Origin of the sequence: Leifsonia shinshuensis (assembly GCF_013410375.1) — a bacterium.
Taxonomy (GTDB): Bacteria; Actinomycetota; Actinomycetes; order Actinomycetales; family Microbacteriaceae; genus Leifsonia; species Leifsonia shinshuensis.
On the sequence record NZ_JACCFL010000001.1, the window covers coordinates 3,367,253 to 3,381,097 of the forward strand.

Annotated in this window: 12 protein-coding genes; 4 read left to right on the top strand and 8 right to left on the bottom strand. The window is 71.0% G+C overall.

Translation table 11 applies throughout. From position 1 onward, the window contains the following. Window positions 1-21: 21 nt before the first annotated feature. The 4 genes from HNR13_RS16370 to HNR13_RS16385 all read right to left on the bottom strand — a co-directional run bounded on the left by HNR13_RS16370 (window position 22) and on the right by HNR13_RS16385 (window position 2,933). Window positions 22-225 (bottom strand): hypothetical protein, encoded by a 204-nt coding sequence (locus HNR13_RS16370; protein WP_179607493.1) that lies wholly within the window; start codon window positions 223-225, stop codon window positions 22-24. Then, window positions 226-552 (bottom strand): thiamine-binding protein, encoded by a 327-nt coding sequence (locus HNR13_RS16375; protein WP_179607495.1) that lies wholly within the window; start codon window positions 550-552, stop codon window positions 226-228. A gap of 84 nt (window positions 553-636) precedes the next feature. Continuing rightward, the gene (locus tag HNR13_RS16380; RefSeq protein ID WP_179607497.1) at window positions 637-1,992 is read right to left on the bottom strand and encodes a glycosyltransferase 87 family protein; all 1,356 of its coding nucleotides are present in this window, start codon (window positions 1,990-1,992) and stop codon (window positions 637-639) included. Window positions 1,993-2,060: 68 nt separating this feature from the next. Next, window positions 2,061-2,933: an ADP-dependent NAD(P)H-hydrate dehydratase gene (locus tag HNR13_RS16385; RefSeq protein WP_179607499.1), complete on the bottom strand. Its 873-nt coding sequence runs from the start codon at window positions 2,931-2,933 to the stop codon at window positions 2,061-2,063. A gap of 100 nt (window positions 2,934-3,033) precedes the next feature. Between HNR13_RS16385 and HNR13_RS21670 the strand changes: the two genes are divergently transcribed. After that, the gene (locus HNR13_RS21670) at window positions 3,034-3,651 is read left to right on the top strand and encodes an HAD-IA family hydrolase (protein ID WP_179607501.1); all 618 of its coding nucleotides are present in this window, start codon (window positions 3,034-3,036) and stop codon (window positions 3,649-3,651) included. Between the two features lie 8 nt (window positions 3,652-3,659). Next, entirely contained in the window at window positions 3,660-4,745 is a 1,086-nt protein-coding gene (locus HNR13_RS16395) for an NADH:flavin oxidoreductase/NADH oxidase (RefSeq protein ID WP_179607503.1), read from the top strand. A 19-nt stretch (window positions 4,746-4,764) separates the two neighbouring features. Here the strand turns inward: HNR13_RS16395 and HNR13_RS16400 are convergent, their stop codons facing one another. The 3 genes from HNR13_RS16400 to HNR13_RS16410 all read right to left on the bottom strand — a co-directional run bounded on the left by HNR13_RS16400 (window position 4,765) and on the right by HNR13_RS16410 (window position 7,582). After that, window positions 4,765-5,151, bottom strand: a complete 387-nt coding sequence (locus HNR13_RS16400; protein WP_179607504.1) for a VOC family protein — start codon at window positions 5,149-5,151, stop codon at window positions 4,765-4,767. Window positions 5,152-5,243: 92 nt separating this feature from the next. Continuing rightward, the gene (locus tag HNR13_RS16405) at window positions 5,244-6,281 is read right to left on the bottom strand and encodes a hemolysin family protein (RefSeq protein WP_179607506.1); all 1,038 of its coding nucleotides are present in this window, start codon (window positions 6,279-6,281) and stop codon (window positions 5,244-5,246) included. After that, window positions 6,278-7,582, bottom strand: coding sequence for a hemolysin family protein (locus tag HNR13_RS16410; RefSeq protein ID WP_179609573.1), 1,305 nt, complete (start codon window positions 7,580-7,582; stop codon window positions 6,278-6,280). Before HNR13_RS16410 ends, HNR13_RS16405 begins: the two co-directional genes overlap by 4 nt. 233 nt (window positions 7,583-7,815) lie before the next feature. Between HNR13_RS16410 and HNR13_RS16415 the strand changes: the two genes are divergently transcribed. Continuing rightward, complete coding sequence (locus HNR13_RS16415) at window positions 7,816-8,307, top strand: hypothetical protein (RefSeq protein ID WP_179607508.1); 492 nt, start codon at window positions 7,816-7,818, stop codon at window positions 8,305-8,307. A 73-nt stretch (window positions 8,308-8,380) separates the two neighbouring features. Here HNR13_RS16415 and guaB1 read toward each other — a convergent pair whose 3' ends face one another. After that, window positions 8,381-9,820 (bottom strand): GMP reductase, encoded by a 1,440-nt coding sequence (gene guaB1 / locus HNR13_RS16420; RefSeq protein ID WP_179607510.1) that lies wholly within the window; start codon window positions 9,818-9,820, stop codon window positions 8,381-8,383. Window positions 9,821-9,955: 135 nt separating this feature from the next. On the opposite strand from guaB1, the gene HNR13_RS16425 reads away from it, so the two are divergent. Then, window positions 9,956-13,825, top strand: coding sequence for a multifunctional oxoglutarate decarboxylase/oxoglutarate dehydrogenase thiamine pyrophosphate-binding subunit/dihydrolipoyllysine-residue succinyltransferase subunit (locus HNR13_RS16425; protein ID WP_179607512.1), 3,870 nt, complete (start codon window positions 9,956-9,958; stop codon window positions 13,823-13,825). Window positions 13,826-13,845 lie beyond the last annotated feature (20 nt).

The window sequence follows — 13,845 nt, forward strand, 5'->3', positions numbered from 1 at the left end:
GCGGCAGCCCCGGCACGACAGCTAGCGCGGCTGCCCGTCGAAGAACTCGGCGACGTCCACGTCCTCCTCGGCGGGCTCCGGCCCGCGCAACCCGGATCGCACCGCGCCCACGATCGCGACGATGACCGCGCCCAGGAGACTGCCCGCGACCAGCACGAGCACCGGCAGGTAGATCGGCCACCCGTAGAGCAGCACGAGGTAGCCGATCGTGAGGAACGGGTTCATCTACTCGCCCTCCGGCGCCGCCTCGCCTCGCTTCAACGCGGCCTCCAGCCGCTCCACTTTGCCGTCGAGCTCACCGGTGCGGCCGGGGCGGATGTCGGCCTTCAGCACCAGCGAGACGCGCGGGCCGTACGCGCCGACGGCCTCCGTCGCGCGGCGGATCACGTCGAAGACCTCGTCCCACTCGCCCTCGATCTCCGTGAACATCGAGTTCGTGCGATTCGGGAGCCCCGACTCGCGCACGATCCGGACCGCCGCGGCGACGGCGTCGTGCACCGAGCCCTCCGGTCCTTCCGCCCCGCTCGGGGCGACCGAGAATGCGACCAGCATGAGCCCTCCTTCTGTCACGCACCGGGATGGTACGTCCGGCGCACGAGCCAGTCTAGGAGGCTGCGATGCGTCGCGGCCGGAACACTAGCGGGCCTCGCCCACCGGCACCGGGTGCGCGTCGGGCGCCGAGCGGAACGGCCACGCGTGCGCGGGCAGCAGATCGCCCGCCGCCTCATCCCGGTGCCGCTTGCGCCAGAGCGCCCCGATGGTCCAGCCGAGGACGACGAAGTACATCAGGTTGCGCGCCGTGAGCACCGCGACCATCGACGGGAGCGGCACGAGGAGGCCGGAGTACAGGTACGGATAGATGACCTGGGTGAGCGCCGCGATGGTCAGCACCAGGATCGCGGGCGTCTTGAACCCGCGGCCCTGATAGACCAGCCCGATCACGACGGGGGCGGCGAGCCAGATGATGTACTGCGGCGAGCCCACCTTGTTGAAGGCGATGAAGGCCGTCACGAGCGCCAGCGACAACTCCGGGAGGATGCGCGTGTACGGCGTCCCCCGCCGCAGCGAGCGGATGCCGATGAGCGCGACGACCAGCACGGTGAGCGCGAGCAGCGGGTTCATCAGCGAGCCGGCCGCCACCGTCCCCTGGCCCGTCACCTGGAAGGTGAGCAGGTCCTGGTCGTAGTAGACGACGGCGTCGGGGACGTGGAACGCGGCCTGCCACATCCAGAAGGTGGCGACCGGCGCCTCGATCTGGATGCCGCGGTCGGTCTGCGTCGTGATGAAGCTGAAGACGTGCATGCCGCCGCCGAAGATGAGCGGCACGGCCGCGATGACGAGGCTGGTCACCGCTCCGATCACGACGATCCGCCACCGCGTCTTCATCGCGATCACGGCGGCGACGATGATGGCGGCCGGCCACACCTTGATCCACGTGGCGATGGTCAGCGTCACCACGGCGACGCGCTCGTGGAAGGTCAGCCAGAGCAGTCCGATGATCGCGAGGGAGCCGGAGACGGCGTCGAGGCGGCCGAGCGAGATCGGGCCCAGGAGCAGCAGGAAGCCCAGCCACCACCAGGCGGCGACGAGCCTGCGCGGCTCGCGGCCGACGATGAGGACGGCGAAGGCGGCCGCGTTCAGCAGCATGACCATCGTCAGCCAGCCGCCGAGGTAGTTGTCCTCGCCGAACAGCAGCGGGAGCATGATCGGCACGATCGCGCCGAACGGGTAGACCCAGTCGGCGTTGAGGCCGACGATCTCGGTGCCCTGCGCCGCCAGCTGCGCCCACGGCTTGTAGACCCAGAAGACATCACCGAAGCCGGTGTGCTGCAGCAGCCCGAAGCCGCCGATGACGAGGTGGACGATCAGGAAGCCGATCCACAGGCTCAGCGGGCTGGCGGCGATCCGCCGCAGTGTCGTCGCGGCCGATCCCCCGCGCGGCGCAGGAAGCGGTACCGGAGCGGCGTCCATCCCCGCGGCGTCTATCCCCATAGCGCCTCATCTTATGGGACCCGTATCCGAGGCACCGCCCCCGCGAGCCGACGCACGTGCGAGGTCGCTCAGCTTCGGGCGAGGAGCCTCCGCAGCACCGCGGGCACCGCCTCCGCCACGTCGAGCGCCGCCACCGGTCCACCCTGCGAGGCGGCCTCGCCGGCCCGGCCGTGCACCCAGGCGGCGGTCGCGGCGAGCGCCGCGAGCGCCTCGTGCCCGCGCTCCCGGATGGCGTCGGCGTGCGTGGCGACCAGCGCGCCCAGGACCCCGCCGAGCACGTCGCCGCTGCCGGCCGTTGCCAGCCACGGCGGGCCCGCTGTGACGGTGACGCGCGAGCCGTCCGGGGTGGCGACGTGGGTGGTGTGGCCCTTCAGGAGCACGGTCGCGCCGAGGGTGGAGGCGGCGCGTTCGGCCCACCTGCCGGGATCCGCGCGGATCTCGTCGGGCTCCGGCGTCGGCGCGCCGTCGTCGGCCGCCGCGGCGAGGGCCCGCGACAGCTCGCGGTAGTGCGGAGTGATGACGACCGGCCCGCGTGCCCGCATCACCAGGTCGAGGGCTCCGGCGTCGACCACCAGCGGAGTGCCGTCGTCGAGGGCCTCACGCAGCCGGCGAAGATCGTCGGCGTCGCGGTCGTCGGCGTCCATCCCGGAGCCGAGCAGCCAGCCCTGCACGCGTCCGGGGGCGGACACGACCTCGGGGCGGCGGCGCAGCACCTCGTGGGCGGCGCGCTCGGCGCCGAGGTAGCGGATCATCCCCACCCCGGTCCGCGCTGCCGCCTCGGCGCCGAGCACCGCGGCGCCGGGATAGCGCGCCGAACCGGTGACCATGCCGAGGACGCCGCGGGAGTACTTGTCGTCGGACGCGGTCGGCACGGCGATCCAGCCGCGGGCGAGCTCCCCGTTCCAGGCCGTCCCCACCGTCAGGTCGGACGGGGTCGTCATCTCCTGCATCGAACCTCCGCATCTGCTCCTGGCCCACGATAGGTTGAAGACCGCGTGACAACACCGTCATCTGCTCCCCTGCCCACGATAGGTTGAAGAGGTGAGCATCTCCATCCCCGGTTCGGTGGTCGTCTTCGACTACGGCGAGGTCATCTCCGTCACCCCGAGCGACGCGGACCGCACCGCGCTGGTGGGGATCGCCGGCGGCGACGCCGAGCAGTTCTGGCCCGCGTACTGGCGGCACCGCAACGCGCTCGACCAGGGCACGCTCACCATCCAGCAGTACTGGCGGGGCATCGAGCGCGAGCTCGGCGAGAGCTGGGAGGACGCGACCATCCACCGGCTGTGGCTGGCCGACTTCCGCAGCTGGCTCACCATCGACCACGACACCCTCCAGGTGCTGCTCGACCTGAAGGAGGGCGGCACACGGCTCGCGCTGCTGTCGAACGCGGGGCGCGACTTCGGCTCCTACTTCCGGCACGGGACGCTCGGCGACCTGTTCGAGCAGGTGTTCGTGAGCGGCGAGCTGGGGACGGTGAAGCCGAGCGCCGAGATCTTCGAGCACGTCATGGCCGAGCTGGGCGTAACGCCCGCGCAGACCATCTTCATCGACAACAAGCCCGAGAACGTGGAGGGCGCCCGCGCGCTCGGGATCGCCGGCCACGTCTACACGTCCGCGGAGGACCTCCGGGCATATCTCGAGTCGCTGGCGGCTTAGTAACGAGTATGACTTCGCTCTTCGATCCGCTGACCCTGCGCGGCGTGACGGTCCGCAACCGCATCTGGACCTCCCCCATGTGCCAGTACTCCGTGCTCGACCACTCGGGGGTGCCGCAGACCTGGCAGCTCGTCCACCTCGGCGCGCTCGCGACGGGAGGCAGCGGCATCGTCTTCACGGAGGCGACCGCCGTCAACCCCGAGGGCCGCATCTCGCCGCGCGACACCGGCATCTGGACGGACGAGCAGGCGGAGGCCTGGCGGCCGATCGTGGAGTTCATCGCGTCGCAGGGCGCCGTCCCCGCCATCCAGCTCGCGCACGCCGGCCGCAAGGCGTCGACCTGGCCGGCCTGGGGCTTCGAGGACCGGCACGGCACCGTGCCGCCCGAGGAGGGCGGCTGGAGGGCCGTCGCGCCGTCCCCGATCGCGTTCGGAGACGACGACGTGCCCGAGGAGCTCGACCTCGCCGGCATCGAGCGGATCGTGGCGGACTTCCGCGCGGCGGCCCGCCGCTCCGTCGACGTGGGCTTCCGCATCCTGGAGCTGCACGCGGCGCACGGCTACCTGCTGCACGAGTTCCTCTCCCCGATCGCCAACCACCGCACCGACGAGTACGGCGGCTCGCTCGAGAACCGCGCCCGGCTCCTGCTGCGCATCGTGACGGCCGTGCGCGAGGAGGTCGGCGACGACGTGCCGCTCTTCGTGCGGTTCTCCGGCAGCGACTGGACGCCCGGCGGCTGGGACGAGCAGCAGACGGCGACGGTCTCGGGCTGGGCGCAGGAGGCCGGCGCGGACTTCTTCGACATCTCCTCCGGCGGCATCCAGACCGGCGTGCGCATCCCGCTCCAGCCCGGCTACCAGGTGCCGTTCGCGGAGCACGTGCGCAGTTCCGCCGAGGTGGACGTCAGCGCCGTCGGCCTCATCACGACGCCGCAGCAGGCGGCGGACATCGTGGAGGGCGGCAGCGCGGACGCGGTGATGCTGGCGCGCGAACTGCTGCGCGACCCGCATTTCCCGCTGCGGGCCGCGCACGAACTCGGCGTCAGCATCGACTACTGGCCGCCGCAGTACCTCCGGGCGGCGTGGCGCGACTGAGCCGTCGCCTGGGCCTCCGCTACATCGGCACGGCGGGCTGCGTCAGGCACAGATAGTTGCCCTCGCTGTCCTGGAACCAGGCCGATTTGCCCTGGCTGTCGGTGGCGACCCCGTTCTCGGTCTTGAGGCCGGGGAAGTCGTAGTCCGCGAACTCCACTCCCCTGCCGCGCAGGTGCTCCATCTCGGCCTCGATGTCCTCCACCAGCCAGCACATGGCGGTGTTCTGCGCGGTCCCGGCGTTGGCGGTCTCGTAGACGTAGATCCACGAGTCGCCTCCGGTGCGGTACCGGACGCCCTGTTCACTGGTGTCCTCCGGCTCGAGTTCGAGCTTGTCGCGGAACCACGCCGTGGCGCGCGCCAGGTCCGAAGCGGGAAGGACGGAGTACGTCTTGCTCGACGACAACATGAGAGATCCTCCTCTTCATTCCGCGCAGGATGCTACTCCGGGCGTGGGGCTTTGGCCCCCTGAACAGAACGGTCTAGAGCCGACAGAAGGCACTACAGGCGCCGCGTCGCGTCCTGCACCTCGCCGACCAGCTCCTCGATGATGTCCTCCAGGAACACCACCCCCGCTGTCGTGCCCTCGCCGTCGACCGCGCGCGCCAGGTGGCTGCCGGTGCGGCGCATGCTGGCGAGTGCGTCCTCCAGGTCGGCGTCGACGAAGACCGTCACCAGCCGCCGCACCCGCTTGGCCGGGACCGGGAGGTCGAACCCGGTCTCCTCCAGGTCGAGCACGTCTTTGAGGTGCAGGTAGCCGGTCGGCTCGCCGCCGGCGTCGGGCACCACGTAGCGCGAGAAGCCGTACTTGGCGACCGCCTTCTCCACGTCGGCGGGGGTCGGCGACAGCGGCAGCGAGACCAGCGTCTCCGGCTTCACCATCGCGTCGCGCACCTTCTTCTCGGTGAACTCGAACGCCGCGGTCAGCGCACCGATCCGGTCGGTCAGCACGCCTTCCCTGGTCGACTGGCTCACGATGGTCGCGACCTCGTCGAGCGTGAACGTGCTGGCCGCCTCATCCTTCGGCTGCACCCGGAACAGGCGGAGCACCGCGTTCGCGCTCGCGTTCAGGGCGACGATGATCGGCCGGACGACCCGCCCGATGCCCACCAGCGGAGGCGCCAGCAGCAGCGCGGCCCGGTCCGGCATCGAGAACGAGATGTTCTTCGGCACCATCTCGCCGAACACGACGTGCAGGAACGACACCAGCACCAGCGCGATGATGAAGGCCACCGTGCCGATCACGTCCTCCGACCAGCCGGTCGCGAGCAGCGGCACCTCCAGCAGGTGGTGGATCGCCGGCTCGGAGACGTTCAGGATGAGCAGCGAGCAGACGGTGATGCCGAGCTGCGTCGTCGCGAGCATGAGCGTGGCGTGCTCCATCGCGTACAGCGCGGTCTTGGCTCTGCGCTTGCCGCGCTCGGCGAGTGGCTCGATCTGGGAGCGGCGCGCGGAGATGACGGCGAACTCCGCGGCGACGAAGAACGCGTTCACGAGGAGGAGCACCACCAGCCAGGCGATGCCGGCCCAGTCGCTCATGCGGCACCTCCCGTCGCCGGCTCGTCCGGGTCGGGCGTGTAGCGGATCCGGTCGACCCGCCTCCCCTCCAGCCGTTCGACGCGCAGCGTGCCGCCGTCGATCGGGACCTCGTCGCCCACCTTCGGCAGCCGGCCGAGCTCGTTCATGACGAAGCCGGCGACCGTCTCGTACGGGCCCTCCTCGGGCACGGTCACGCCGGCCTGCTCCAGCAGCTCGTCGGGCCGCAGGATGCCGGGGAACGTGATGGAGTCGCGGCCGCGGACCACGCCGGCCCGCGTGCGGTCGTGCTCGTCGGCGACCTCGCCGACGATCTCCTCGACCAGATCCTCCAGCGTGGCGATCCCGGACGTGCCGCCGTACTCGTCCACGACGACCGCCATCTGGTAGCCGCGGCCGCGGAGCTCGCCGAGCAGGGTGTCGAGCGTCATCGTCTCCGGCACCCGGAGCGCCTCGGTCTGCAGGGCGGACACGGGCACGCGCGCGCGGCGCTGGCGCGGCACGGCGACGGCCTGCTTGACGTGCACGAAGCCGACGACGTCGTCCACGTCCTCGTCCACGACCGGGAACCGGGAGTAGCCGGTGGTCCGCGCGAGCCCGATCACGGTCTGCGCCGGGTCGGTGCGCTTGACGGCCTCCACGCGGGGACGCGGGGTCATCACGTCGGAGGCGGTGCGCGACGAGAACGCCAGCGTGCGGCTGAGCAGGGTCGCGGTGTCGGCCTCCAGCACGCCCGCGCTCGCCGACCGCCGCACCAGGGAGGACAGCTCGTCGGCAGTGCGGGCGGCGGACAGCTCCTCCTTCGGCTCGATCCCGAGCAGCCGCAGGAAGCCGTTGGCCGTCCCGTTGAGCACGAAGATCGCGGGCCGGAACACCGTCGTGAAGACGGTCTGGAACGGGATGACCAGCTTGGCCGTCGCGATCGGCAGCGCGAGCGCGAAGTTCTTCGGCACCAGCTCGCCGAGGATCATCGACAGCAGGGTCGCCACCGTGATCGCGACGATCGACGCGATCGGCACGACGGCGAGCTGCGGCAGGCCGAGCGCTCCCAGCGGGCCGCGCAGCAGCGAGCTGATCGCGGGCTCCATCGTGTAACCGGTCAGGAGCGTCGTCAGCGTGATGCCGAGCTGCGCGCTGGAGAGGTGCGTCGAGGTGATCTTGAGGGCGGCGATCGTCATCGTCAGCCGCGACTCGCCCCGCTCGCGACGCGCCTCCAGGTCGGCCCGGTCGAGGTTGACCAGGGCGAACTCGCTGGCGACGAAGAGACCGGTGCCGATCGTCAGGAGGAGACCGACCCCCAGCATGGCCCACTCAGAGAGCACGGCGACCACCCCGCTCGGGCGGGCTCATCGGATGGAATGGGCTGGCAGAAGGAGGGTCGTCCATTTCGCGAGTCAGTATAGCGGCGCGACCCGCGGGAATGCCGGGCGTCCCGGGCGGTGCCGCGATTCCCAGCGCGCGCATCGATTCGCCAAAGGCCGCCCGAAGCGTGCGGCGTCATCCTCGCGGCAGAAGGCCCACCGAGAGGAACCGTCCCATGAGCACCACAGCCCCGAACCCCGGCCAGCCCTGGCAGCCGGCCCCGCAGCAGATTCCACCCTCCGGCTACGGGCAGCCCGCGCCGCAGTACGCCCAGCCGCAGTACGCCCAGCCCGCGCCGCAGTACGCGCCCCAAGGACCTGGCGTGCCGCCCGCCAAGCCGGTGCGGCCGTCGAACGGGAGCGTCCTCCACCGCTGGCCCTCCTGGGCGCAGAACACGGCGCTCGCGGTCGGGGCGGTCGCGATCCTCGTCGTGGTCTTCTTCGCCGGCTACTTCACGGCGCACGCGTTCGACGGCGGCGCGCGGGCCGGCTTCGGCACCAACCAGAACTTCAGCCCGCGCCAGTTCGGAGGCAACGGCGGCAACGGCGGCAACGGCGGCCAGTCCGGCAACGGCGGCTTCGGCGGCCAGTCCGGCAACGGCGGCTTCGGCGGCCAGTCCGGCAACGGCGGCTTCGGCGGCCAGTCCGGCTCCGGAAACGGCTCCTGACCCACCGCCGAGTACGCCGAAAATCAGGCGAGAACCGCCGAGTACGCAGATTATCCGCGTACTCGGCGGGTGCTCACCAGCTGACCGGGAGGGCCTTGCCCTCCTCGTAGCCGGCGGCCGACTGGATGCCGACGAGCGCGCGGTCGTGGAACTCGGCCAGCGTGCGCGCCCCGGCGTAGGTGAACGAGCTGCGCAGCCCGGTCGTGATCATGTCGAGCAGGTCCTCCACCGATGGCCGCAGCGGGTCGAGGTAGATACGCGAGCTCGAGATGCCCTCGGCGAACAGGGTCTTGCGGGCGCGCTCGAACGCGTCGAGCCGCTCGAACCGGCCGGTGACCGCCTTGGTGGAGGCCATCCCCCAGCTCTCCTTGTAGAGCGCGCCGCGATCGTCGCTCGCGATCGCGCCGGGCGCCTCGATCGTGCCGGCGAACCACGAGCCGATCATCACGGACGAGCCGCCCGCGGCGAGCGCCAGCGCGACGTCGCGCGGGTACCGCACGCCGCCGTCCGCCCAGACGTGCGCCCCGAGCTCGCGCGCGGTGGCGCTGGTCTCCAGCACGGCGGAGAATTGCGGACGCCCGACCGCGGTCATCATGCGCGTGGTGCACATGGCGCCCGGGCCGACGCCGACCTTGAGGATGTCCGCGCCGGCGGCGACGAGGTCGCGCACGGCCTGCTCCGTCACGACGTTGCCGGCGACGATCGGCAGGCCGAGCCCGAGCTGCTTGACGGTGCGGATGGCGCGGCGCATGCCGTCCTGGTCGCCGTGCGCGGTGTCGATCACCAGCACGTCGACGCCCGCCGCGGCCAGCGCCTTCGCCTTGGCTGCGACGTCGCCGTTGATGCCGACGGCCGCGGCGACCCGCAGCCGCCCGTGCGCGTCGAGCGCCGGCGTGTAGATCGTGGAGCGCAGCGCGCTCGTGCGGCTCAGCGTGCCGACGACGCGGCCGTGCGAGAGCACGGGCGCGAACGCGAGCCCCGCGGCGTCCATGACCTCGAAGGCCGCGCGGCCGTCGGGGAGGTCGTCGGCCTCCAGCGAGGTGAGAGCTCCGTGCAGGAGGTCGCCGATGCGCGCGTCCGGCAGCGCGGAGCCGAGCTGGATCGCGGCGAGACAGCCCAGGTACTTCCCCGCGTCGTCGCTCACCACGACGCCGTGGCCCTCGACGGCCGGGACGCGGCGCAGCACATCGGCCACCGTCTCCTCCGGCCGGGCCTCGTAGGGGGTGTCGAACGCGACGGGCTGGGCCTTGACCCAGCGGATGGCCTCGTCGAGGTCCTGCAGGTGCATGTCCTGCGGGAGGACGCCCAGGCCGCCGCGGCGAGCGAGGGTCGCGGCCAGCCGCTTGCCCGTCACCGAGTTCATGTTCGCGGACACCATGGGGATGGTCGCGCCCGTGCCGTCCTGAGGGGCGAGCGACACGTCCAGCCTGCTCGTCACGCTGGATCGCGAGGGGACCAGGAAGACGTCGGAGTACGTGAGGTCGTGCCGCGGAGTCGTCGCATAGAACTGCATGAGAATAACGGTATCCTCCCGGGCCGAACGCCCGCACCCGGTCGCGGATGGGATTAGGCTTGATGCTCGGATGGAACGGGCGGTCCCAGGCCGCCCGGACGTAACGAGATCAACGGAGAGAGTGGGCGATCGGCTGTGTCGAGCCAATTGACCGGAGTGGGTACCGACGACGGTTCGTCGGGCGAGTTCGGAGCCAACGAATGGCTCGTCGAGGAGCTGTACGAACAGTTCCTCCAGGACAGGAACTCGGTGGACAAGTCCTGGTGGCCCATCCTCGAGAGCTACAAGCCGACCGTGGAGGAGGGCGAGTCCTCGACTCCGAGCGAGACGCCGGCGCCGTCCCCTGCCGAGCCGGGCGTCCCGACGCCGAGCGAGCCGACCGTCCCGGCCCCGGCGGAGCCCACGGTCCCGACGCCTCCCGCGCAGCCGCCGGCGCCCGCCCCCGGAGCTCCTGAGCAGCCCGCCCCGCCGGCCGGCGCAGCGCCGTCCGAGCCCCGCCCCGTCACGACCCCCATCCCGATCATCGGCGCCCAGCCGGTGGCCCGCACCACCTCGATCGCGCCGAAGCCGCAGCCCGTCCCCGCCGACGCGCCGGTCACCTCCCCCAACGCCACGGTGGAGCCCGCCGAGGAGGACAAGGTCACCCCGCTGCGCGGCATGGCCAAGTCGCTGGCCACCAACATGGACGCGTCGCTCACCGTCCCGACCGCCACCAGCGTGCGGACCATCCCCGCCAAGCTGATGATCGACAACCGCATCGTCATCAACAACCACCTCAAGCGCGCCCGCGGCGGCAAGGTGTCCTTCACCCACCTGATCGGCTGGGCGCTCATCCAGGCGCTCAAGGACTTCCCGAGCCAGAACGTCTACTACGACGAGGTCGACGGCAAGCCCTCGGTCGTCGCGCCGGCGCACATCAACCTCGGCATCGCGATCGACCTGCCGAAGCCGGACGGCACCCGTGCCCTGCTCGTGCCGAGCATCAAGCGCGCCGACACGATGCGCTTCGGCGAGTACCTCGCCGCCTACGAGGACCTCGTCTCCAAGGCGCGCAACAACAAGCTCACCGCGGACGACTTCGCCGGCACCACCATCTCGCTCACCAACCCGGGCGGCATCGGCACGGTCCACTCCGTCCCGCGCCTGATGAAGGGCCAGGGCGCCATCATCGGCGCCGGCGCGCTCGAGTACCCGGCCGAGTTCCAGGGCTCCAGCGAGAAGACGCTGGCCGGCCTCGCGATCGGCAAGACGATCACGCTGACCAGCACCTACGACCACCGCGTCATCCAGGGCGCGGGCTCCGGCGAGTTCCTGAAGATCGTGCACGAGCTGCTGATCGGCAAGCGCAACTTCTACGAGGACATCTTCGCCGAGCTGCGCATCCCCTACATGCCGATCCACTGGAACCCGGACATCTCGGTCGACCTGGCGAGCGCCGTCGACAAGACCGCCCGCGTGCAGGAGCTCATCAACTCCTACCGGGTGCGCGGCCACCTCATGGCGGACATCGACCCGCTGGAGTACGTCCAGCGCAGCCACCCGGACCTCGAGATCGAGAACCACGGCCTCACCTTCTGGGACCTGGACCGCGAGTTCGTGACCGGCGCGTTCGGCGGCGACAAGCGCAAGATGAAGCTGCGCGACATCCTCGGCGTCCTGCGCGACTCGTACTGCCGCACGGTCGGCGTCGAGTACATGCACATCCAGGACCCGGCCCAGCGCAAGTGGTTCCAGGACAAGCTGGAGCGCCCGTACGAGAAGCCGACCCACGACGAGCAGCTGCGCATCATGGGCAAGCTCAACGAGGCGGAGGCGTTCGAGACCTTCCTGCAGACCAAGTACGTCGGGCAGAAGCGGTTCAGCCTGGAGGGCGGCGAGTCGACCATCGCGCTGCTCGACACCATCCTGCAGGGCGCAGCGGAGGCCGGGCTCGACGAGGCCGCCATCGGCATGGCCCACCGCGGCCGGCTGAACGTGCTCACCAACATCGCGGGCAAGACCTACGGTCAGATCTTCCGCGAGTTCGAGGGCACCCAGGACCCGCGCACGGTCCAGGGCTCCGGCGACGTCAAGTACCACCTCGGCACCGAGGGCACCTTCAAGGGCGCGGACAACGCGGAGATCCCGGTCTACCTGGCCGCGAACCCGTCGCACCTGGAGGCCGTCGACGGCGTCCTGGAGGGCATCGTCCGCGCCAAGCAGGACCGCCGACCCGCCGGCACCTTCCTCACCCTGCCGATCCTCGTCCACGGCGACGCGGCGATGGCCGGCCAGGGCATCGTGGTCGAGCAGATGCAGATGTCGCAGCTGCGGGCGTACCGCACCGGCGGCACCATCCACGTCAACATCAACAACCAGGTCGGCTTCACCACGCCGCCCGCCGAGGGCCGCACGTCGGTCTACTCGACGGACGTGGCGAAGACCATCCAGGCGCCGATCTTCCACGTGAACGGCGACGACCCGGAGGCCGTGGTGCGCGTCGCGCAGCTCGCGTTCGAGTACCGCCAGGAGTTCAAGCGCGACGTGGTCGTGGACCTCATCGTCTACCGCCGCCGCGGTCACAACGAGGGCGACGACCCGTCGATGACCCAGCCGCTGATGTACAACCTCATCGAGGCCAAGCGCTCGGTCCGCCGGCTGTACACCGAGGCCCTGGTCGGCCGCGGCGACATCACCCAGGAGGAGTACGAGGCGGCGCACGCCGACTTCCAGGACCGCCTCGAGCGCGCCTTCATGGAGACGCACGCCGCGCAGACCAACTCGGTGCCGATCATCACGCAGGGCGAGGCCACGGCCGACCTCGAGCACCCGATCGCCCAGCAGGACGAGAACGACAACGTCGGCGAGCCGGACACCACGGCCGTCAGCGAGCAGGTCATCTCGCTCATCGGCGACGCGTTCAACAACCCGCCCGCGGGCTTCACGGTGCACCCCAAGCTCCAGCAGCTGCTCAACAAGCGCAGCGACATGAGCCGCAACGGCGGCATCGACTGGGGCTTCGGCGAACTGCTGGCGCTCGGCAGCGTGCTGCTGGAGGGCACCCCGGTGCGCCTCGTCGGCCAGGACTCCCGCCGCGGCACCTTCGTGCAGCGCCACGCGGTCCTGCACGACCGGACCAACGGCCAGGAATGGCTGCCGCTGGCGAACCTCAGCGACAACCAGGCGAAGTTCTGGATCTACGACTCGCTGCTCAGCGAGTACGCGGCGATGGGCTTCGAGTACGGCTACTCGGTCGAGCGGGCCGACGCGCTGGTGCTGTGGGAGGCGCAGTTCGGCGACTTCGCCAACGGCGCCCAGATCATCATCGACGAGTTCATCTCCTCGGCCGAGCAGAAGTGGGGACAGCGCTCGTCGCTCGTGCTGCTGCTCCCGCACGGTTACGAGGGTCAGGGGCCGGACCACTCCAGCGCCCGCATCGAGCGCTACCTGCAGCTGTGCGCCGAGAACAACATGACCGTCGCGCGTCCGTCGACCCCGGCGTCGTACTTCCACCTGCTGCGCCGCCAGGCGTACGCCCGGCCGCGCCGGCCGCTCGTGGTCTTCACGCCGAAGGCGATGCTGCGCCTGCGCGGCGCGTCCAGCGACGTCGCGGACTTCACGAACGGCAAGTTCGAGCCGGTCATCGACGATGCGCGGATCACCGACAAGTCGGCCGTCAAGCGCGTGCTGTTCATGGCGGGCAAGCTTTACCACGACCTCGTGAACGAGCTGGAGAAGAACCCCAACCCGGAGATCGCGCTGGTGCGCGTGGAGCAGTTCTACCCGCTCCCCGCCGCCGAGCTGAAGGCCGTGGCCGACTCCTACCCCGACGCCGAGCTGGTGTGGGTGCAGGACGAGCCGGAGAACCAGGGCGCGTGGCCGTACATCATCCTGGAGACCTCCAAGCTCGGCCCGCGTCCGATCGGCGTCATCTCCCGGCCCGCGTCGGCCTCCCCGGCCGCGGGTTCGGCGAAGCGCCACGCGCAGGAGCAGTCGCTGCTCATCCAGCGCGCGCTGACGCTCTAGTCCGCGCTACGAACGGAGGA

What these genes read in the sequence shown, in the direction of transcription:
- HNR13_RS16380 (WP_179607497.1), bottom strand. Translation starts at nt 1,992, where the DNA reads ATGGGGATAGACGCCGCGGGGATGGACGCCGCTCCGGTACCGCTTCCT.
- HNR13_RS16370 (WP_179607493.1), bottom strand. Translation starts at nt 225, where the DNA reads ATGAACCCGTTCCTCACGATCGGCTACCTCGTGCTGCTCTACGGGTGG.
- HNR13_RS16410 (WP_179609573.1), bottom strand. Translation starts at nt 7,582, where the DNA reads ATGCTGGGGGTCGGTCTCCTCCTGACGATCGGCACCGGTCTCTTCGTC.
- guaB1 (WP_179607510.1), bottom strand. Translation starts at nt 9,820, where the DNA reads ATGCAGTTCTATGCGACGACTCCGCGGCACGACCTCACGTACTCCGAC.
- HNR13_RS16415 (WP_179607508.1), top strand. Translation starts at nt 7,816, where the DNA reads ATGAGCACCACAGCCCCGAACCCCGGCCAGCCCTGGCAGCCGGCCCCG.
- HNR13_RS16405 (WP_179607506.1), bottom strand. Translation starts at nt 6,281, where the DNA reads ATGAGCGACTGGGCCGGCATCGCCTGGCTGGTGGTGCTCCTCCTCGTG.
- HNR13_RS16385 (WP_179607499.1), bottom strand. Translation starts at nt 2,933, where the DNA reads ATGACGACCCCGTCCGACCTGACGGTGGGGACGGCCTGGAACGGGGAG.
- HNR13_RS16395 (WP_179607503.1), top strand. Translation starts at nt 3,660, where the DNA reads ATGACTTCGCTCTTCGATCCGCTGACCCTGCGCGGCGTGACGGTCCGC.
- HNR13_RS16400 (WP_179607504.1), bottom strand. Translation starts at nt 5,151, where the DNA reads ATGTTGTCGTCGAGCAAGACGTACTCCGTCCTTCCCGCTTCGGACCTG.
- HNR13_RS16375 (WP_179607495.1), bottom strand. Translation starts at nt 552, where the DNA reads ATGCTGGTCGCATTCTCGGTCGCCCCGAGCGGGGCGGAAGGACCGGAG.